The following is a 19,217-nucleotide window of genomic DNA, read 5'->3' on the forward strand; positions in this document are numbered from 1 at the left end:
TGAGATGCAGACCCGCAGTGAAAGGGCCCGCCGTGACAGGGAATGACGGGAAATGAAAAGCAAGCACGTGGCCGTCCTTCTGGGTGGATTCTCGTCCGAGCGGCCCGTGTCCTTGTCTTCGGGGAAAGCCTGTGCCGATGCGCTCGAGACGGAAGGCTACCAGGTCACTCGCGTCGACGTCTCGCGCGATGTTGGATCGGTGCTGGCCGAGCTCAAGCCTGATGTTGCCTTCAATGCGCTGCATGGTCCTTTCGGCGAGGACGGCACCATCCAGGGCATCCTCGAATATCTTGCCATTCCCTACACCCATTCCGGCGTGCTCGCCTCGGCGCTTGCCATGAACAAGGAGCAAGCCAAGAAGATCGCCAAGTCTGTCGGCATTCCGGTCGCCGAATCGAAGGTGGTCAATCGCTTCGCCATCCAGAACAAGCACCCGATGAAGCCGCCTTACGTCGTCAAGCCGGTCAATGAGGGGTCGAGCTTCGGTGTCGTCATCGTGCACGAAGGGCAGTCGCATCCGCCGCAGGTCATCGGTTCGTCCGACTGGAAGTATGGCGATACCGTCATGGCGGAGCGCTATGTGCACGGGCGGGAGTTGACCTGCGCGGTGATGGGCGATGTGGCGCTCGGCGTCTGCGAGATCATCCCGACCGGCCATTCCTTCTACGACTATGATTCAAAATACGTCGCGGGCGGATCAAAACACGAATGCCCTGCAAAAATTTCACCGAATATTTACCAAAAAATACAGACACTGACGCTCAGGGCTCACCAAGCCATCGGCTGCCGGGGCGTTTCCCGGTCGGACTTCCGTTATGATGATCGACACTCCGAGAACGGCGAAATTGTCTGGCTCGAGGTCAACACTCAGCCCGGCATGACGCCGACATCCTTGGTGCCTGAGATCGCCGCGCAGGCGGGACACTCGTTCGGCGATTTGTTGAGTTGGATGGTGGAGGACGCTTCGTGTCTGCGTTGAGGTGGGGACAGGGCAAGGGGAAGGGCGCGGCCGGGCCGACGCTGTTCGGTGTGGCGTTGTCGTTCGATCATTTCGTGCTGCCGCGCCTGCTTCGCCGGCCGGCGCGCATGCTGGCGCGTCTGGGCGAGGACGACTTCGAGGTGCCGCCGTTTTCCGCAGCCGTGCTGTCGGCGGCGCTGCTCGTATCGGGCAGTGCCTATGGCGCCTACCTCGGCGGGCATGTCGACGCTATCGTCCAGGGCATCACCGCCCGCACCGGCTTTGCCGTCGACCAGATCAAGGTCGTCGGCAACCGCGCAACCTCCGAGATCGATATTCTCGACAGGATGCAGCTCGATGGCTGGACGTCGCTGATCGGCTTCGATGCCGAAGCCGCGCGGGAACGCATCGCCACGCTGCCCTGGGTCGAGGTTGCGGCGGTGCGCAAGGTCTATCCGCACACGCTGGAGGTGCGCATCGAGGAGCGTGAGCCCTTCGCGCTCTGGCAGCAGGGCAGCGAGCTTTCGGTCATCGAGCGCTCCGGCGCCGTGATCGCGCCATTCTCCGGCGGCAAGCAGTCGCTGCTGCCGCTGATCGTCGGCACCGGCGCCCCGGCCAAGGCGCCGGATTTCCTGGCCAGGATCAAGAAATACCCAGAGCTTGCCGCACGGATCAAAGGCTACATCCGCATCGGCGAACGGCGTTGGGACCTGAAGCTGGAAAACGGCATCACGGTCAAGCTCCCCGAGGATGGCGAGGACCAGGCGATCGCCGATCTGCTCAGGATGGACCGAGAGAACGGGCTTTTGACGCGCGATATCGCCGCCGTCGACATGCGCCTTTCCGATCGCCTCGTCGTCCAGTTGACGCCGGAGGCGGCGACGCAGCGTCAGGCCGCGCTCAATGAAAAGCCGAAAATGCCGAAGCGCAAGCCGGAGACGAAGATATGAGCTGGCTTGGCGGCAACAGCGATGCCTCGTCGCGCCGGTCCGGCATCATGACGGTGCTGGATGTCGGCTCGAGCAAGGTCTGCTGCGTGGTGGCCAAGCTCAAGCCGCGCGAGGACGGCATGCTGCTGCGCGGGCGCTCGCATCGCATCCAGGTGATCGGCATCGGCCACCAGAAATCGCAAGGCGTGAAATCGGGTGTCGTCATCGATCTCGACAGGGCCGAGCACGCCATCCGCCTTGCCGTCGATGCCGCCGAGCGCATGGCCGGGCTGACCGTCGATTCGCTGATCGTCAACATGACGGCCGGCCGGCTGAAGAGCGAAAGCTTCTCGGCAACCATCAACCTTGGCGGCCATGAGGCGGACGAGGCCGACATCAAGCGCGTGCTTGCCGCCGGCGCCAAGCAGGCGCTGCGGGCCGAGCGCGAAGTGATCCATTCGCTTCCCGTCGGCTTTTCGCTGGACGCCGAGCGCGGCGTGCGTGATCCGCGCGGCATGGTCGGCGACCAGCTCGGCGTCGACATGCACGTGCTGACGGGTGACGCGGCACCGTTGCGCAATCTGGAGCTTTGCATCAACCGTTCGCACCTGTCGGTCGAGCGCATGGTGGCGACGCCCTATGCCAGCGGTCTTGCCGCACTGGTCGACGACGAACTCGAGATGGGCGCAGCCTGCATCGACATGGGCGGCGGCACCACGACGATCTCGATGTTTTCGGAAGGCAAGTTCGTTCATGGCGACGCCATCGCCATCGGCGGCAACCACGTTACGCTGGACATGGCCAAGGGCCTGTCAACCTCGCTCGATGCCGCCGAGAGGCTGAAAGTGATGCATGGCTCGGCGCTGCCCGGCAGTGCCGACGACCGCGACCTGGTCTCGATACAGCCGATCGGCGAGGACGGCGAGGTGCCGCTTCAGATCCCGCGTTCGGTGATGACGCGCATCATCCGGGCGCGCATCGACGAGACGCTCGAACTGTTGCGCGACCGGCTGAACAGGTCCGGCTACGGCAACGCGGCCGGCAAGCGCGTCGTGCTGACCGGCGGCGCCAGCCAGCTTTCCGGCCTGCCCGAGGCAGCGCGCCGCATTCTCGGACGCAATGTGCGCATCGGCCGTCCGCTCGGTGTAGCGGGCCTGCCGGAGGCGGCCAAGGGGCCGGCTTTCTCGACGCCAGTCGGGCTTCTGATCTACCCGCAGATGGCGAATTTCGAGAGCCATCCGGCGAAAGGAATTTCTGGTCTCAGGATGACCGGAACAGGCGGAAAACTGCATCGAATGAGTCAGTGGTTGAGAGACAGTTTTTAAATTGACGGGGACAGCCCCATAGGCGGCCGCAGCGGCGAAGCGGCGGGAAAGGCAAAGGACGGAGACAATGACCATCAATCTGCAAAAGCCGGACATCACCGAGCTGAAGCCGCGTATCACCGTGTTCGGTGTCGGCGGCGGCGGCGGCAATGCCGTCAACAACATGATCACCGCCGGCTTGCGCGGCGTCGAGTTCGTGGTGGCCAATACCGATGCGCAGGCGCTGACCATGTCCAAGGCGGATCGCCTGATCCAGCTCGGCGCGCATGTCACCGAGGGCCTGGGTGCGGGGTCGCAGCCGGAAGTCGGACGCGCCGCGGCGGAGGAATGCATCGACGAGATCGTCGATCATCTCTCCAACACCCATATGTGCTTCGTCACTGCCGGCATGGGCGGCGGCACCGGCACGGGGGCCGCGCCGGTCGTTGCACGTGCGGCGCGCGAGAAGGGGATTCTCACCGTCGGCGTCGTCACCAAGCCGTTCCATTTCGAAGGCCAGCGTCGCATGAAGACGGCGGATCTGGGCATCGAGGAATTGCAGAAATGCGTCGATACCCTCATCGTCATCCCCAACCAGAACCTGTTCCGGCTGGCCAATGACAAGACGACCTTTGCCGACGCTTTCGCCATGGCCGACCAGGTGCTCTATTCCGGCGTCGCCTGCATCACCGACCTGATGGTCAAGGAAGGGCTGATCAACCTCGACTTCGCCGACGTCCGCTCGGTCATGCGCGAGATGGGCAAGGCGATGATGGGGACGGGCGAAGCTTCCGGCGAGGGGCGCGCCATGGCCGCCGCCGAAGCCGCGATCGCCAATCCGCTGCTCGACGAGACCTCGATGAAGGGCGCCAAGGGGTTGTTGATCTCGATCACCGGCGGCCGCGACCTGACCCTGTTCGAAGTCGACGAGGCGGCGACCCGAATTCGCGAGGAGGTCGACCAGGAAGCCAACATCATCCTGGGTGCGACCTTCGACGAGGATCTCGAAGGCGTCATCCGCGTCTCGGTGGTTGCTACCGGCATCGACAAATCGGCGGCAGAAATCGCTGCCGCGCCGATCGCCATCCGCACGGCTCCGCCAAAGCCGGTCAGCCGCCCGGCCGCTCCGGTCACGGAAAGCCGTCCGGCGCCTGTCCAGCAGGGAGGCTACGAGCCGCGCGCCGCCGATCCGGTCGCCGAGGCAATCCAGCTCGCCGAGGCGAATGCGGCGGCGATGGCGCGTCCCGCGCCGGCCTCCCAGGCGGAAGATTTCCGCCCGCAGAGCAAGATCTTCCAGGCGCCGCCGGCCCAGCCGCAGCCGATGCTGCAGCCAATGGTTCAGCAAACGATGCAGCCCGCGCCGCAGCGTGAAGTGCTTCAGCCGGCAGCGCCCCAGCGCATGCCGCGCGTCGAGGACTTTCCGCCGGTGGTGAAAGCCGAGGTGGAAGCCAAAAGCCGTCCGGCCGACCACGAGAACAGCGGACCGATGGGACTGCTCAAGCGCCTGACCAACGGCCTTACCCGTCGCGAAGAAGAGCCTGCACGGCTGCAGCCGGCGCAGCCGCGCGAGCCGAAACTGCGTCAGGCGGCACCCGAAGTGCGCCGCCTTGCCAGCCAGGATCCGCAGCTTTACGCGCCACGCCGCGGCCAGTTGGACGACCAGGGCCGGCTGACGCCGCAGAGCAGGGCTGTCCAGGAAGACGATCAGCTGGAGATTCCGGCATTCCTGCGCCGCCAGGCCAACTAACCTGTTAACGGACCGTAACAGTTGTTAACAGGCAGACAAGAAATTGTTTGCCTGTTAACGCTAAAAGTGCATGTAAAACAAGGAGTTATGAGACCGTATCCGGTTCGGATCGCGGTTACAGAAAGTAAGAAACCGTGATTTGGAGACTTCCTGCCGGACCACTATCTTCGCCGCGATCAATTTCGGTTTGCTGGGATTCGGGGAAGTGGCCCTGCCTGCCGATCAAAGAGCCGCGCCCTTGGGCTTATGAAGCGGACGTAGGCAGTATGGGCTATGGGGTTTGTTTTGCACGACTATCAGACGACACTTAGATCGCGTGCGACGCTGACCGGCACCGGCGTTCACAGCGGCAATTCCGTTACCGTTCGTTTCCTGCCGGCAGACGCTGATACGGGTGTCGTGTTCCAGCTTTCGAATGGAAGCGAAGTCCGGGAGTTCCGCGCACTCGTTTCCGAGGTCGGCGCCACCGATCTGTGCACCATGCTCGGCGATCCGGCAGGCGAGCACATCGCCACAGTCGAACATCTGATGGCCACGGTTTTCGGGCTCGGGATCGACAATGTCGTCATCGAGATCGACGGCCGTGAGGTTCCGATCCTTGACGGCAGCGCCATGGCGTTCGTGGAGGCTATCGACCAGGCGGGCATCGATACACTGCCGGTCAAGCGCCGCTACATCAGGGTGGTCAAGCCGGTTCGCATCGAGAACGGTGCCTCCTGGGCGGAGTTCAGGCCCTATGACGGCACGCGCTTCGAAATCGAGATCGATTTCGAAAGCCCGGCGATCGGCCGTCAGCTCTTTGCATCCGACATGAACGCCGACATTTTTCGCCGCGATATCGCGCGGGCCCGGACCTTTGGTTTCATGAAGGACGTCGAGCGGCTGTGGGCAGCCGGCTATGCGCTCGGCTCCTCGCTGGAAAACTCCCTGGTGATCGGCGACGACAACCGCGTGATCAACATCGGAGGCTTGCGCTATCCCAACGAATTCGTGCGCCACAAGACGATGGACGCCATGGGCGATCTGGCGCTGGCCGGCGCCCGGTTCATTGGCTGCTTCCGTTCCTATCGCGGCGGCCACAGGCTGAATGCGGCAGCGCTGCGCCGCCTTTTGTCGGACCGTTCGGCGTTCGAGATCGTCGAGACGACACGCCGCGAGCGCGGTCGCACCGTCGAAAAGAGCGCCGTCTATGCACCTGTCTACGCGCCCTGGATGATCTGATTCTTAACGTTTGCGTTTTATGGCCGCCGGCCTGTGTTGCATGAATGCACCATCGGCCGGCGAAATCACGCAAGTGTGCGGGCTGCGCCAGGCTGCCACAAAAATGTGCGAATGGCCGGAGATAGCGTTGCCGGGCACGGCGATTATGGTTATGCCTGCTGCCCCAGGGCGAAATGTCGACTGAAATGACGCCGAAAGGGCGGAATCCAATCATGTTCTTCAAGCGAATTGGTCAATCGAAAGCGCCGCATCGGGCTGTTTTCCTGGCGCTTTCGGTGGTTGTTCCATCGCTGTTCCTGTCGGCCTGCATGTCGTCCGAAAAGGATGTCGACCTGTCGACCTATGTCGAGCAGACCGAGCCGGCAGACGTTCTCTACAATCAGGGCCTCGCCAATCTGAATGCCGGGCGCCTGCAGGAGGCGAGCCGCAAATTCAGTGCGGTCGACCGCCAGCATCCCTATTCCGAATACGCCCGCAAATCGATGGTGATGGGCGCCTTTGCCGACTATCGCCAGGGCAACTATACCGAGGCTATCGGTTCGGCCAAGCGCTATCTCACGCTCTATCCGTCGACCGACGACGCTGCCTATGCCCAGTACATCATCGGGCTGAGCTACTACCGGCAAATCAGGGATGTCACCCAGGACCAGAAGGAAGCGCGTCAGACCGTGCAGACGATGCAGGATCTTGTGACGCGCTGGCCCGATTCCGAATATGTCGACGACGCCAAGGAAAAGATCCGCTTCGCCAACGACCAGCTCGCCGGCAAGGAGATGCAGATTGGCCGCTACTATCTCGAGCGCCGTGAATACATCGCCGCCGTCAAGCGGTTCCGCGTCGTGGTGGAGACCTATTCCAACACGCGCCATGTCGAGGAAGCGCTCGCGCGCCTTACCGAAACCTATTATGCGATGGGACTGACATCGGAAGCGCAGACTGCCGCTGCTGTGCTTGGCACCAACTATCCCGACAGCGTGTGGTACAAGGATTCCTACAAGCTCCTGCAGACTGGTGGGCTCGAGCCGCGCGAGAATGCGGGCTCGTGGATCGCCAAGGCTGGGAAGCTGATCACCGGCGCCTGAGCGGCGCGTCACATGCTTTCCAGACTGTCGATCCGCGATATCGTTCTGATCGAGAAGCTGGACATCGACTTCTCGTCCGGTCTTTCGGTGCTGACCGGCGAAACCGGTGCTGGAAAATCCATCCTGCTCGACGCGCTGTCGCTGGCGCTTGGCGCCCGCGGTGACGCCTCGCTGGTGCGGCATGGCGCGGCACAGGGCCAGGTCATTGCCGTGTTCGACGTGCCGCGCAACCATCCTGCCCGCATGCTGCTTGCCGACAACGCTATCGAGGACGATGGCGACATCATCCTGCGCCGCGTGCAGACGGCGGATGGCCGTACCCGCGTCTTCGTCAACGACCAGCCTTCCAGCGTGACACTGATGCGCGATGTCGGTCACGCGCTGGTCGAGATCCACGGCCAGCATGACGAGCGTGCCCTGGTCGATCCCGGCGCCCATCGCGAATTGCTCGACAGTTTTGGCGGTCATCTCGGCGCTGGGCGGGCGACCGGCGAGGCATGGCGGTACTGGCGGGCCTGCGAACAGGAACTTTCGCGGCATCGCGCCAAGGTGGAAGCGGCGGCCCGTGAGGCCGACTATCTGCGCGCCGCGGTCGCCGAATTGACGAAGCTCGACCCCCAGCTCGGCGAGGAAGCCGACCTTGCCGAGCTGCGCGCCTCGATGATGCGGGCGGAAAAGATCGCCTCGGAAATCCATGACGCGCAGGATGTGCTCTCAGGCCCGTCTTCGCCCCTGCCGCAACTCGCCAGCCTGTTGCGGCGGCTGCAGCGCAAGGTGACCGAGGCGCCCGGCCTGCTCGACGACGTGGTCAAATCGCTCGATGAGGCGATGCTGTCGCTCGACGCAGCGCAATCGGGCGTGGAAGCGGCACTTCGCGCCACCGAATACGATCCGCGGCGGCTGGAACAGGCCGAGGAGCGGCTGTTTTCGCTGCGCGCCGCCTCACGCAAGCACAGTGTGGCGGTCGACGACCTGGCGCAATTGCGCGATACGATGGCCGCCGATCTTGCCGATCTCGACGCCGGCGAGGAGCGCCTGCACGGGCTGCAGAAGCAGGCCGCCGCCGCGCGCGAGACCTATGACATTTCCGCTGCCCAGCTTTCGTCGCTTCGCCATGCGGCGGCGGTCGGATTGACAAGGGCGGTGATGGCCGAACTGCCGGCGCTGAAGCTCGAACGGGCAGCCTTCATCGTCGAAATGACAAGCGAGGCCGAGAGCCGCATGGAAGACGGCATCGATCAGGTCGAGTTCTGGGTGCGCACCAATCCCGGCACAAGACCGGGCCCGATGATGAAAGTCGCCTCCGGAGGCGAACTTTCGCGGTTCCTGCTGGCGCTGAAGGTGGCGCTGGCCGACCGCGGCTCGGCGCCGACCTTGGTGTTCGATGAAATCGACACCGGCGTTGGCGGTGCGGTGGCGGACGCCATCGGCCAAAGGCTGGCGCGGCTGTCGAAGCGCGTGCAGGTGCTTTCGGTCACGCACGCGCCGCAAGTGGCGGCACGCGCGGCAACGCATTTCCTGATCTCCAAATCCGGCAGCGCCGATCGCGTCGCCACCGGCATCGCCGAGATGGACCGGGCGGCGCGCCAGGAAGAGATCGCGCGGATGCTTGCCGGGGCGACCATCACCGACGAGGCGCGCGCAGCGGCCGAGCGGCTGCTTCGCGAAAACACCGCAGCATAGCGGAGCTCATGCTCGGCGTCGTGGATCGAGTCAGGATGTGGCTCCATCCCGCTGTTCAGCAATGATTTTTTCGTGCCCGGTCTCTCCCTCATCAGAGAATCCTGTTCTATTGTGTCGCGCCATCGGGAAGGGAGCAATGCATGGCCGAAAAACCAGTTGATTCGCTGAGCGAAAGCGAGGCCGCAAGCGAGCTAAAGCGGCTGGCGGCTGAGATCGCCGAGCATGACCGGCGCTACCACACCGAGGATGCACCGATTATAACGGACGCGGAATATGACGCGCTAACGCGGCGCAACCTCGCCATCGAACAGCGCTTCCCCGCTTTGCTGCTAGAGGATTCGCCATCGCGCCGAGTGGGCGCGCCACCGGCGGAAGGCTTTGCCAAGGTGCGCCATGCGGTGCCGATGCTCAGTCTCGCCAAGGCCTATACCGACCAGGACGTCACCGACTTCATCGAACGTGGCCGTCGATTCTTTGATCGCGACAAGGACCTCGACATCGCCTTCACGGCTGAGCCGAAGATCGACGGGCTATCGGCTTCTTTGCGTTATGAAGGTGGTGTGTTCGTGCAGGGAGCAACGCGCGGCAACGGCGCCGTTGGGGAGGACATCACCGCCAATCTCAGGACAATCGCCGACATTCCCAAGACACTGAAGGGCTCAGGCTGGCCTGATATCATCGAAATACGCGGTGAGGTCTATATGACCTATGCAGAATTCAAGGCGTTGAAGGAACGGTCGGCAGCGGTCGGCGGCCAGGACTACGTCAATCCGCGCAATACGGCGGCCGGATCCTTGCGCCAGAAGGATCCGTCCGTTACCGCCAGCCGCAAACTCAAGTTCTTTGCCTACGCATGGGGCTATACATCCGAGGACCCAGCTCCGACCCAATACGATTCAGTGCAAAGATTCGCGGAGTGGGGGTTCAAGATCAGTCCGCTGATGGTGCGGGCGAAGTCGGTCGAGGAACTGGTCGCGCACTATCACCTTATCGAGGCCCAGCGCTCATCGCTTGGCTACGACATCGACGGCGTCGTCTACAAAATCGACCAGTTGGAGTTGCAGCGCAGATGGGGTTTCGTCACCGGCGAACCACGCTGGGCCATCGCCCACAAATTTCCGGCTGAACAGGCGATGACGACCGTGCTTAGGATCGACATTCAGGTCGGCCGTACCGGCACGCTGGCGCCCGTTGCACGGCTAGCTCCCGTCACCGTTGGCGGCGTGGTGGTCGAAAATGTCACGCTTCACAACGAAGACTACATCAAGGGTCTGGACAGCAACGGCCAGCCGATCCGCGACGGTTATGACGTACGTATCGGCGACACAGTCGTGATCCAGCGGGCAGGGGACGTTATTCCGCAGATCGTCAGCGTCGTTATCGACAAGCGTCCGCCTGATGCCGTGCCCTACGAATTCCCGCACAAGTGTCCGATCTGCGGCTCACCCGCAACGCGCGAGATCAACGAAAAGACTGGCAAGGAAGATTCCCGTCGACGCTGTACCGGCGAACTGGTCTGTCCCGCGCAGGCCGTGGAAGGATTGCGCCACTTTGTGTCACGCGGCGCCATGGATATCGAAGGCCTGGGCGCTGAAAACATAGACCTGTTCTTCAATGCGGGGTTGATCAAAACAGCCGCCGATATCTTTACTCTCAGGGATCGCCGTCCCGCCGTCACCAAGGCTCTGGCTGAGCGGCGCGAGGAGCAGGCCAGACAGCGCGAGGCCGCATCGGGCAAGACGCGCAAGAATGTACGCGGTGTCGAGGAACGCAACTACGAAGGTCTCGACAAGCTCTTCGCGGCCATCGACGCTCGTCGCGAACCGGAACTCGATCGCTTTATTTTTGCGCTAGGCATCCGCCATATCGGCGAAACCACGGCCGCTGTGCTTGCTCGAACCTTCTCGACCATCGAGGAGTTGATCCGCGTCAGCAAAGAGACAGCTGCGGCGGACGATCCACACACGGTTTTTCCATCGGTCAATGGCATCGGCGACACGGTGATAGGCGCGCTTCGCGATTTCTTCGGCAATGAACGTAATGACGACGTGCTTGCAGCGCTGCTCGCGCAGGTCCGGCCGAAGCCGTACATTGTCAACGTCTCAGCCGGCAGCGTGGTTGCCGGCAAGACGATCGTGTTTACAGGCACGCTGGAAAAGATGACGCGCCCTGAAGCCAAGGCGATGGCCGAACGTCTCGGCGCGAAGGTCGCGGGCTCGGTTTCCGCGAAGACCGATCTCGTGGTGGCGGGCCCAGGTGCTGGCTCCAAGCTCAAGCTTGCCACCGAACTCGACATCGAGGTGATCGACGAAGACGCTTGGTTGGCGCGGATCGGCAAGGCGTGATGGAAGGCGCGTTCACCGGTTTCGGCCAAAAGGCAATTCCCTTCCTCAAGGCGCTCGATTTTCACCAGAGCCGGGAGTGGTTTCTGGAAAACCGCGACCTCTTCGAAACCGAGCTGCGCGACCCCTTCGGCGATCTGGTCGAAACGCTCTCCGGGCGCTTCGCGGCAGCGGGGCTGGGCTTGCGCGGCGATCGCAAGAAGTCGCTGTTCCGGATCAATCGCGACGTGCGCTTCGCCAAGGACAAGCGGCCCTACAACCGGCATCTGTCGGCAATCCTCTCGCCTGATGGCACCAAGATGGAACAGGGCGTGTTCTTCATCCATATCGGGCTTGAGCGCTGCTTTGCCGGCGTTGCCTGGTGGCAGCCGGGGCCGGCGCTGCTGCTGGCGATGCGCCAGGCCATCGCGGCGCGGCCGGGTGAATTCCGGGCGCTGATCGAGGCGCTGAAGCAAAACCGCCTCGAACTCGATGCGGAAGGCTGCATGAAGCGCGCGCCACGCGGCTTCGAGCATGTCACGGCGGCCGATCTCGCGGCGGCCATCCGCAACCGGCATTTCGCCGTCCGGCACGAAGTCGACCCTGCGGGAATCCACGGGCCGGCGCTGGTCGACGAGCTGGTCGATTTCGCCTTGCGGGCCAAGCCGCTGCTCGACTGGGGCAGGGCGATCGCAGCCAAGGTCCCGGTGGACTGAGCACCTGGCCGAACGCGCACGCCTGAACCTGCGACGAGGGATCACTTCCGCTGATCGTTGGCTCAAGCGAATTGGTGTGACAAGGCTGACAGCGCTCCCTACATACGATCTTTCCCCCCGCATCGGCCCGAAAATCGGGGTCGATTTTCGGATGGCCCGACGCGTGGATTCAAAGTGTTAGAGCGTCCTTTGCTCGTCCAAGGGCGAGCGGCGCTCCAAGGAGTGGCTGATGTCGGCGCAAGCAATCTCCGAAAACCGCGCAAAAAGCGATTTCTGGCAAGGCGTGCGGCTCAGCATGCCCGTCGTGGTGGCGGCGGCGCCGTTTGGACTGCTGTTCGGGGCGCTCGCCGTCGACAACGGATTTTCGGTGCTTGAAGCCTTGCTGATGAGCGCCATGGTTTTCGGCGGCGCCAGCCAGATGGTCGGCATCGAATTGTTCGGGCAGCATGTCGCGCCATGGCTGATCGTGCTGTCGATCTTCGCCGTGAATTTCCGCCATGTGCTCTACTCGGCGGGCATCGGCCGCCGCATCGCGCACTGGCCGCCGGTGCAGCAGGCGGTCGGCTATTTCCTGCTCACCGATCCGCAGTTCGCCGTGGCCGAGCGCAAGGCGGAGGCTGGCGAGACGGTCGGCTTCGCCTGGTATATGGGGCTTGGCCTGCCGGTCTATGTGTTCTGGGTGACCGAAAGCGCGCTTGGCGCGGTATTCGGCAGGCTTATTCCCGATACCCATGCGCTGGGCATCGATTTCCTGCTGCCGATCTATTTCCTCGGACTGGTAATGGGCTTTCGCAAACGGCCACTGTGGCTGCCGGTGGTCGTCGCCAGTGCTGCTGCCTCGATCATCGCCTACAAGACGGTGGGCTCGCCCTGGCACGTCTCGATTGGCGCCGTGGCCGGCGTGCTGCTCGCGGTTATCCTGCCGCCGCGCCACAGCGGCGTGGAGGCGCGGCCATGAGCACGACCTTGTGGATCATCATCGCCGGCGCGATCGCGACCTATCTGACCCGCATCGGCGGCCATCTGGTGATCTCGCGCTTCGAAAACATCCATCCGCGCGTCGAGGCCGGGCTGAACGCCGTGCCTGCCGCAGTGCTGACGACGCTGGTGGCGCCGGCAGCACTTGGCGGCGGGCCGGCGGAATGGGCGGCATTGATCGTCGCCGGGCTGGTCTCGCTGCGCAGCGGGCTCATGGCGATGTTTTTGGCCGGCGCCGTCGTGCTGGTGCTGGCCCGGCAGTTCGTCGGGTAACCGGACCGGCTGAGTACGCCAGTCTTACTTGCGCACGATGTCGGAGATTGCGGGATCGAATCGACCTTCTGCAAAGAGCCTGCGCATCGTCTCTTGCGGATCGAGACCATACGTTTCGGCTGATGTCACCGCAATCAGCGCGTCGAGGTCGAGCGTCGGTGCGAGGTCGCGTCCTTGATAGAGCGCACCGGCAGACAGTCCCGGCCAGTCGGCCATCACCCGCCCGCCATTCACCGCTCCGCCAGCGATCATCGCAGCCGATGCCGTACCGTGGTCGGTGCCGCCAGTGCCGTTGACGGCGACAGTGCGGCCGAACTCGGTGGCGACCAGCACGGTCGTATCCTTCCAGATATCGCCGAGCCCAACGTGCAACCCATCGATGAGCGCGTCGAGCGCTCTGAGCTGGTTGGCCAGCCTGGCTTGCTGGCCGCTATGGGTGTCCCAGCCGCTGGTTTCGATCATGGCAACGCGCGGTCCGCCGGCCTTGGCGAGGAAACCCGCGGCGGTGCGGCCGACGCTCGCCGCGTCCTTGCGCTGCGCGTTCACCGCGCCCAACGCCCGTGTCTCCATCGCGCTGCTCCACAGCGCATGCAGCGGTTCGTCGGCGTCGTAGAGCTTGCCGACGCGCATCATCAGGTCGTCCGGCGCCTCCGGCAGGGCGGACGGCGCATAGGAGGTGACGTCCACCTCGCCTCGCAGTGCCAGCGGGATAGTCGGTGCAAAAGCGATTGCTTCGCCGCGCGACTTCGGCAGCATGCCGACCAGCCGGTTCAGCCAACCGTCCTTGCGTTCATAGGGCGAGGTGCCGCCGCTTTCGAGCACATTTTGACCATCGAAATGCGAGCGCTCGCGATAGGGCGAAGCGACCGCGTGGACGAACAGTGCCTGCTTGTCCTGATGCAGCTTGCCGAGACCGGTAAGCGAGGGATGCAGGCCAAACATGCCGTCGAGCTTTATCGGATCGTCGATGACCAATGAGCCGCGCAGTGCGCGGTAGGCGGGGTCGGCATAGGGAACGATCGTGTCCAGCCCGTCCGCAGCGCCGCGCTGGATGATGAAAACGAAGCGGCGGTCGGTTTCCACATTGGCGAAGACGATGCGCGGCGCGATCAGCATCGAGCCGAGGCCGGCGCCGGCGAGAGTAAGGAATTGACGGCGTTTCATCTGGGTCATCTCCTCTGAAAGTCATCTTCGCTGAAAATCGGGCGACACGAGCAGCAGCGCGATGCCGGTGCGCCGGCTCTCGGCGCGGTCGATCTCGGCCAACGTCAGGTCGCTGAGTGAGCCGGCAAAGAGTTTTTGCGCGAGATCTCGCGGATCGATGTCGCCACTCTGCGCGGCGAGGCGCTGCGCCGCCTCGACCCGGCGGACCAGTGCGTCGGGTGGGGCCCAGCTCCCGGCAACATCGTCATAGCCGGCCGGCGAACGCGGCCGCCATACCGGTTGGCCGAGTTGGTTGAGCAGTTGCGCTAGGCGCGGCTTGCCGATGTCGCTGCGGCCCAGGCCGCGCAGCGCCGAAATCGTCCATTCCCACGGCGTCTTGAACTTCGCCGCCGCTGGTTGCCAGGCTTCTGGACTGTCGAGGAGCGCGCGGTAGACCGCGACGAGATTGCCCTTCGACCGGCGAAAGGCTTCGGCGAGCCGCGTCACGACCGCTGCCGGCGGCTCGTCGGCGATGAAGTGGCGCGCCAGCTTGGTCGCGATGTGCATTGCGGTCGCGTCGGCCGCCGCGAGGTCGCCGAGCACGGCGAGCGCCTGTTTGTCGCCGCGCTGGCCGTAGGTCTTGCCCATGATCGTGCGTTGGCCCGGTTCGTGCAGCCCGGGTCGAAAGGTGAAGGCGCCGGCCTGGCCTCGCCCTTTGGTGCGTCCGGTGCTGAAACCGGTCAGCGCCAGTGCGAATTCGGTCACGTCGGCCTGGCTGTAGCCGGAGCGTGCACGCTTCGCGCTGGCGCTCCGGCAACTCGGCCAACGCGCGCCGCACCTGGTGCTGGTCGTCGGCTGCGAGCATATCCGCTTCTGCGCCCGGGCGTTCGTCGGGGCGATCGGGAAGTTCCGCCACCGGCGTCTCCCGCCGCCTGCGCAGCCGGTCGTAGCAGAGATTGAGCGCGACGCGATGCAGCCAGGTGTCGAACTTCGCCTCGCTGGCGCGCCAGCCCGGAGCCGCCCGCCAGATGCGCAAGAACGTCTCCTGCGCGACATCCTCGGCCTCGCCGCGGTCGCCCAGCATTCGCGTGGCGAGACGGATCAGCCGCGGCAGCTTGCGCTCGACCATGGCTTCCACCGCAGCCGCATTGTTCTGAGCGATCAGCGCCAGCAGCCGCTCGTCGGTTTCGCCCACGCTCTGCCTTCTCGTTCCACCACGCCAGACCTTCTGCCGACACGACCGTCATCCTGCACCCGCCATGTGTCTTCAACGGGTTTCGCTGCGAAATCCGTCGGCGACCCGGGCTGAGGCGTTAGAAGGCAGCGATAAGGCTGCAGGCCATTCCTGCAGACCGGCATCCCGCGTCGATAGCTGACCCACCGCCTTTCCGAAAAATCAAATCTTCTGGTCGTGCGGCAGTGGTGCGGTTGCCTTTTCCAGCCAGGCCAGCGCCTCGCCGTCGACCATCGGTCCGATCTCGGCCAGCACGCGGGCGTGGTATGTGTCGAGCCAATGCAGCTCGTCGCGCGTCAAAAGGTCAGACCGCACCAGCCTGGTGTCGATGGGCGCCAGCGTCAGCGTCTCGAAGCCGTGCATGGCGATGTCACCGCCCTCTATCGGCTCGGCTGGCGTCACCAGGATGAGATTCTCGATGCGGATGCCGTAAGAACCCTCCTTGTAGTAGCCCGGCTCGTTGGAGACGGTCATGCCCGCCAGCAGCTTTTCGGTGCCGGTCCTGGCGATGCGCTGCGGGCCCTCGTGCACGGCCAGATAGGAGCCGACGCCGTGGCCGGTGCCATGGGCGAAATCGCAGCCATGTTTCCACAGCGCCAGGCGCGCCACGGCGTCGATCTCGGAGCCGCGCGTGCCCGGGGGAAAGCGCAGCATGGAAATGCCGATCATGCCCTTCAGCACCAGCGTGAAGCGTTCGCGCATTTCCTCGGTCGGCGTGCCGATCGGCACCGTGCGGGTGATGTCGGTGGTGCCGTCCTGATACTGCCCGCCCGAATCGAGCAGGAACAGTTCGCCAGACTGAAGCTTTCGGCTGGTGGCGCGGGAAACGCGGTAGTGCATGATGGCGCCGTTCGGGCCGGCGCCGGCGATGGTGTCGAAGGACACGTCGCGCAGCGGCATCTGTGTTTCCTCGCCGGTGCTGCGGCGGCACTCCTCAAGCTCGGTGACGACCGCGATCTCGTCGAGCTTGCCGGGTTCCTGGCGGTCGAGCCAGCAAAGCAGCTTGGCGACCGCGGCGCCATCGCGGCGATGCGCGGCGCGGGCGCCGTTGATCTCGGCATGGTTTTTCGTCGCGCGCGGAATGCGGGCAGGGTCCGGCGCGGTGATGACGGTGCCGCCATTGTCCTCGACCAGCATTTTCAGCTTCTCCGCCGCCAGCACCGGATCCAGCGCGATCTTCGCGCCGCCCTTGGCCAGGGCTGCGATAACAGCTTCGAATTCACCGGGTTCGTGCAATTCGGCGAGCTGCGTCAGATAGGCCGCGACGGTGCGTGAAAACTTACGCTGATCCATGAAAAGCAGGTGCGATCGATCGGCGGCGAGCACGGCGAAGCCGAGCGCCAGCGGCGTGTGCGGCACGTCGCCGCCGCGGATGTCGAAGGCCCAGGCGATGGAGGACGGGTCGGTCAGCACGGTATGGGTGGCGCCATCCTTGCCGATGGCCTCGGCCAGCCGCGCCAGCTTGTCCTTGGCCAACTCGCCGGCAAAGCCAATCGGATGAATCTCGACCGGCGCCAGCGGCGGTTCGGGCTGGTCCTCCCAGATGGCGTCGATCGGATTCTTCTCGAGCGGCACCAATGTCGCCCCCGATTTTTCGGCCGACGCTTTCAGCGCTTTCACGTCGCCGATCGTCTGCAGCCACGGGTCGAAGCCAAGCCGCACGCCCTTGCCGAGATTGTCCTTGATCCAGGTGGCGGGCGGATTGTCGACCAGGCTTTCGATCGAAAAGATGTCGAGATCGACCTCGTGGCGCACCTGCAGCGTGTAGCGGCCGTCGACGAACATGATGGCACGGTCGCCGAGCACGATGGCGACGCCGGCCGAGCCGCTGAACCCGGTCAGCCATTTCAGCCGCGCCGAGCGGTCGGCGACATATTCTCCCTGATGCTCGTCGGCACGAGGCACGATGAAGCCATCCAGCCCGTTGGCCGCCAGCCATTGACGCAGCAACGCCACACGTGGCTTGCCGACGGCGGGGTCGCCTGCGGAATCAAAGGTCTGGAACATCATGGCCTCTCCTCGGATGCTAGATGTGAGCGGCGGACTTTCAAGTCGAACCCTGCCGCCGCTCACATCTAGCCTTTTGTTTGAGCATCGGGTTTTCCCAAAACCGGTTTCCACTTTTGGGCCCGATGCTTTGGCTCGACCGTAGCGCATGACCCCGAAAATCGGAATCGACTTTTGCTGCGCCAGGCGCCGGCCGGATTCGGTCCAGCAGGGCAATCGCTTCAGGTCTGCGCTGCCCCTCATTGCCCTGCCCGTCCTCCGCAGCAGCTGCGCTGCAGCTGCGGAGGGTGGACCGGGCACTTTCCCCGTATAGTGACGGGGAGAAGGTGTTGGCAGGCGGATGAGGGGCGGCGCCGGCATCGACAGTGGTCATCGACGTGCGCTTTTGCGCATGGACGCCATGCAGAATCAGCGATTCTCAAAAAGGTCAGCAGAGCTTACCTTTTCGACGTGGAGGAACGAGTCTTACTGCCCTGCAAAGGAGACCATCATGTCCACGAATTCAGCCAGACGCGGATTTTTCAGAAGCGCCGTGAACGCTCTCATCGAAGCGCGCCAGCGCGAAGCGAGCCGCTATGTGAGCGGCGTTCTGCTTGGCTTTGACGACGAAACGCTGAAAGCCAACGGCTACGATCGCGAAGAACTGAAGAAGGCGGCAAGGTCGCGCTACGTCTGAGCGATTTTGCGGTGTGCGATTGAAGGCGCTGTGCGTCACCGCTTGAGGTGGATTGTCACCCAGCCTTCGCGATGCAACGTCCTGACATGGCGGAACCGCTGGCCGACATAGGCCGAGATCACCGCGTCGCGCTGCCGGTCGAGGATGCCTGACAGCACGATCGAGCCGCCCAAACCGACATGCCCGGCCATTTCGGGCGCCAGCCGCATCAGCGGCCGCGCCAGTATGTTAGCGACGATGAGGCCAAAAGGGCCGCGCGCGGCAAAGATCGGATGATGAAAGCCCGGCGCTGTCACCGTTTCGACGAGCGCCTTGACGTGGTTGAGCCGCGCGTTGGCGGCGGCGACTTTTGTGGCGACCGGGTCGATGTCGGTCGCCAGTACCGGAATATGGGCGAGCTTGGCCAGCGCGATGGCCAGCACCGCGCTGCCGGTGCCGAGGTCGAGCGCGTTGCGCGGGCGTTCGCGCCGCACGACCTGTTCCAGCATTTCGAGGCAGCCGGCGGTGGTGCCGTGATGGCCGGTGCCAAAGGCGAGGCCCGCTTCGATCTCGATGGCGAGTTCGCCGCTGTGGCGCTTCCTGCGGTCATGCGCGCCGTGGACGAAGAAACGGCCGGCGCGCACCGGCTTCAGTCCCTCCAAAGAACGTGTCACCCAATCGATATCAGGCACGGGCTCGCGCGCAATCGGCCTCGACAGAGCAAGCCCGGCAAGGATCCCCTTCAAGCGCGCCTCGACGGCATCGACATCGCCGTCGGCATAGAGCGACACTTCGTGGATGTCGCGGTCCTCGTCGACTTCGACCAAGCCAATCGGCAGGCCCTCATCTTCGAATGCCGCTTCGAACACCGCGAAGATACGGTCGGCCTCGACCTTTCCAGTGGTGAAATAAAGCCGCGTTTGGGTCATCAACCGATTTTCTTTGTGAGCATGATCTTGTCCGAAA

General features: G+C 64.1%; 16 protein-coding genes and 1 pseudogene. 12 read left to right on the forward strand and 5 right to left on the reverse strand.

The window, feature by feature from the left end:
* The first annotated feature begins 52 nt into the window (after positions 1–52).
* From X738_RS55500 to X738_RS55550, 11 genes are all read left to right on the forward strand, one after another.
* Positions 53–979, forward strand: coding sequence for a D-alanine--D-alanine ligase (locus X738_RS55500; protein WP_023798742.1), 927 nt, complete (start codon positions 53–55; stop codon positions 977–979).
* On the forward strand, positions 967–1,908 hold the full coding sequence (locus X738_RS55505; protein ID WP_023798743.1) for a cell division protein FtsQ/DivIB: 942 nt from the start codon (positions 967–969) through the stop codon (positions 1,906–1,908). Before X738_RS55500 ends, X738_RS55505 begins: the two co-directional genes overlap by 13 nt.
* Positions 1,905–3,212, forward strand: coding sequence for a cell division protein FtsA (gene ftsA / locus X738_RS55510; RefSeq protein ID WP_023798744.1), 1,308 nt, complete (start codon positions 1,905–1,907; stop codon positions 3,210–3,212). The genes X738_RS55505 and ftsA overlap by 4 nt, the downstream gene beginning before the upstream one ends.
* A 67-nt stretch (positions 3,213–3,279) precedes the next feature.
* A complete protein-coding gene (ftsZ, locus tag X738_RS55515) occupies positions 3,280–4,938 on the forward strand; it encodes a cell division protein FtsZ (RefSeq protein WP_023798745.1) in 1,659 nt (552 codons plus the stop codon).
* Positions 4,939–5,211: 273 nt separating this feature from the next.
* Positions 5,212–6,159, forward strand: coding sequence for a UDP-3-O-acyl-N-acetylglucosamine deacetylase (gene lpxC, locus X738_RS55520; RefSeq protein ID WP_023798746.1), 948 nt, complete (start codon positions 5,212–5,214; stop codon positions 6,157–6,159).
* 212 nt (positions 6,160–6,371) lie between these two features.
* Positions 6,372–7,241, forward strand: a complete 870-nt coding sequence (locus tag X738_RS55525; protein ID WP_023798747.1) for an outer membrane protein assembly factor BamD — start codon at positions 6,372–6,374, stop codon at positions 7,239–7,241.
* 12 nt (positions 7,242–7,253) lie between these two features.
* Entirely contained in the window at positions 7,254–8,924 is a 1,671-nt protein-coding gene (gene recN / locus X738_RS55530) for a DNA repair protein RecN (protein ID WP_023798748.1), read from the forward strand.
* Between the two features lie 140 nt (positions 8,925–9,064).
* A complete protein-coding gene (gene ligA, locus X738_RS55535; protein ID WP_023798749.1) occupies positions 9,065–11,269 on the forward strand; it encodes an NAD-dependent DNA ligase LigA in 2,205 nt (734 codons plus the stop codon).
* Complete coding sequence (locus X738_RS55540; RefSeq protein ID WP_023798750.1) at positions 11,269–11,961, forward strand: DUF2461 domain-containing protein; 693 nt, start codon at positions 11,269–11,271, stop codon at positions 11,959–11,961. Before ligA ends, X738_RS55540 begins: the two co-directional genes overlap by 1 nt.
* Before the next feature lie 229 nt (positions 11,962–12,190).
* The gene (locus tag X738_RS55545) at positions 12,191–12,919 is read left to right on the forward strand and encodes an AzlC family ABC transporter permease (protein ID WP_023798751.1); all 729 of its coding nucleotides are present in this window, start codon (positions 12,191–12,193) and stop codon (positions 12,917–12,919) included.
* The gene (locus X738_RS55550) at positions 12,916–13,212 is read left to right on the forward strand and encodes an AzlD family protein (protein ID WP_023798752.1); all 297 of its coding nucleotides are present in this window, start codon (positions 12,916–12,918) and stop codon (positions 13,210–13,212) included. The genes X738_RS55545 and X738_RS55550 overlap by 4 nt, the downstream gene beginning before the upstream one ends.
* Before the next feature lie 24 nt (positions 13,213–13,236).
* Here X738_RS55550 and X738_RS55555 read toward each other — a convergent pair whose 3' ends face one another.
* The 4 genes and pseudogenes from X738_RS55555 to X738_RS55560 form a co-directional block, all read right to left on the reverse strand.
* Entirely contained in the window at positions 13,237–14,376 is a 1,140-nt protein-coding gene (locus tag X738_RS55555; protein WP_023798753.1) for a DUF1501 domain-containing protein, read from the reverse strand.
* A 21-nt stretch (positions 14,377–14,397) separates the two neighbouring features.
* Positions 14,398–15,120 (reverse strand): DUF1800 family protein, encoded by a 723-nt coding sequence (locus X738_RS86930; protein ID WP_051407784.1) that lies wholly within the window; start codon positions 15,118–15,120, stop codon positions 14,398–14,400.
* Between the two features lie 73 nt (positions 15,121–15,193).
* Positions 15,194–15,484, reverse strand: a pseudogene (locus X738_RS86935) (sigma-70 family RNA polymerase sigma factor); the annotation flags it as partial.
* A 267-nt stretch (positions 15,485–15,751) separates the two neighbouring features.
* Positions 15,752–17,596, reverse strand: coding sequence for an aminopeptidase P family protein (locus X738_RS55560; RefSeq protein WP_023798755.1), 1,845 nt, complete (start codon positions 17,594–17,596; stop codon positions 15,752–15,754).
* Between the two features lie 490 nt (positions 17,597–18,086).
* On the opposite strand from X738_RS55560, the gene X738_RS55565 reads away from it, so the two are divergent.
* Entirely contained in the window at positions 18,087–18,272 is a 186-nt protein-coding gene (locus X738_RS55565; RefSeq protein WP_023798756.1) for a hypothetical protein, read from the forward strand.
* A 35-nt stretch (positions 18,273–18,307) separates the two neighbouring features.
* Here the strand turns inward: X738_RS55565 and X738_RS55570 are convergent, their stop codons facing one another.
* Positions 18,308–19,180, reverse strand: a complete 873-nt coding sequence (locus X738_RS55570; RefSeq protein WP_023798757.1) for a 50S ribosomal protein L11 methyltransferase — start codon at positions 19,178–19,180, stop codon at positions 18,308–18,310.
* Positions 19,181–19,217: the final 37 nt, after the last annotated feature.

It is taken from the genome of Mesorhizobium sp. L48C026A00, assembly GCF_000502375.1.
Taxonomy (GTDB): domain Bacteria; phylum Pseudomonadota; class Alphaproteobacteria; order Rhizobiales; family Rhizobiaceae; genus Mesorhizobium; species Mesorhizobium muleiense.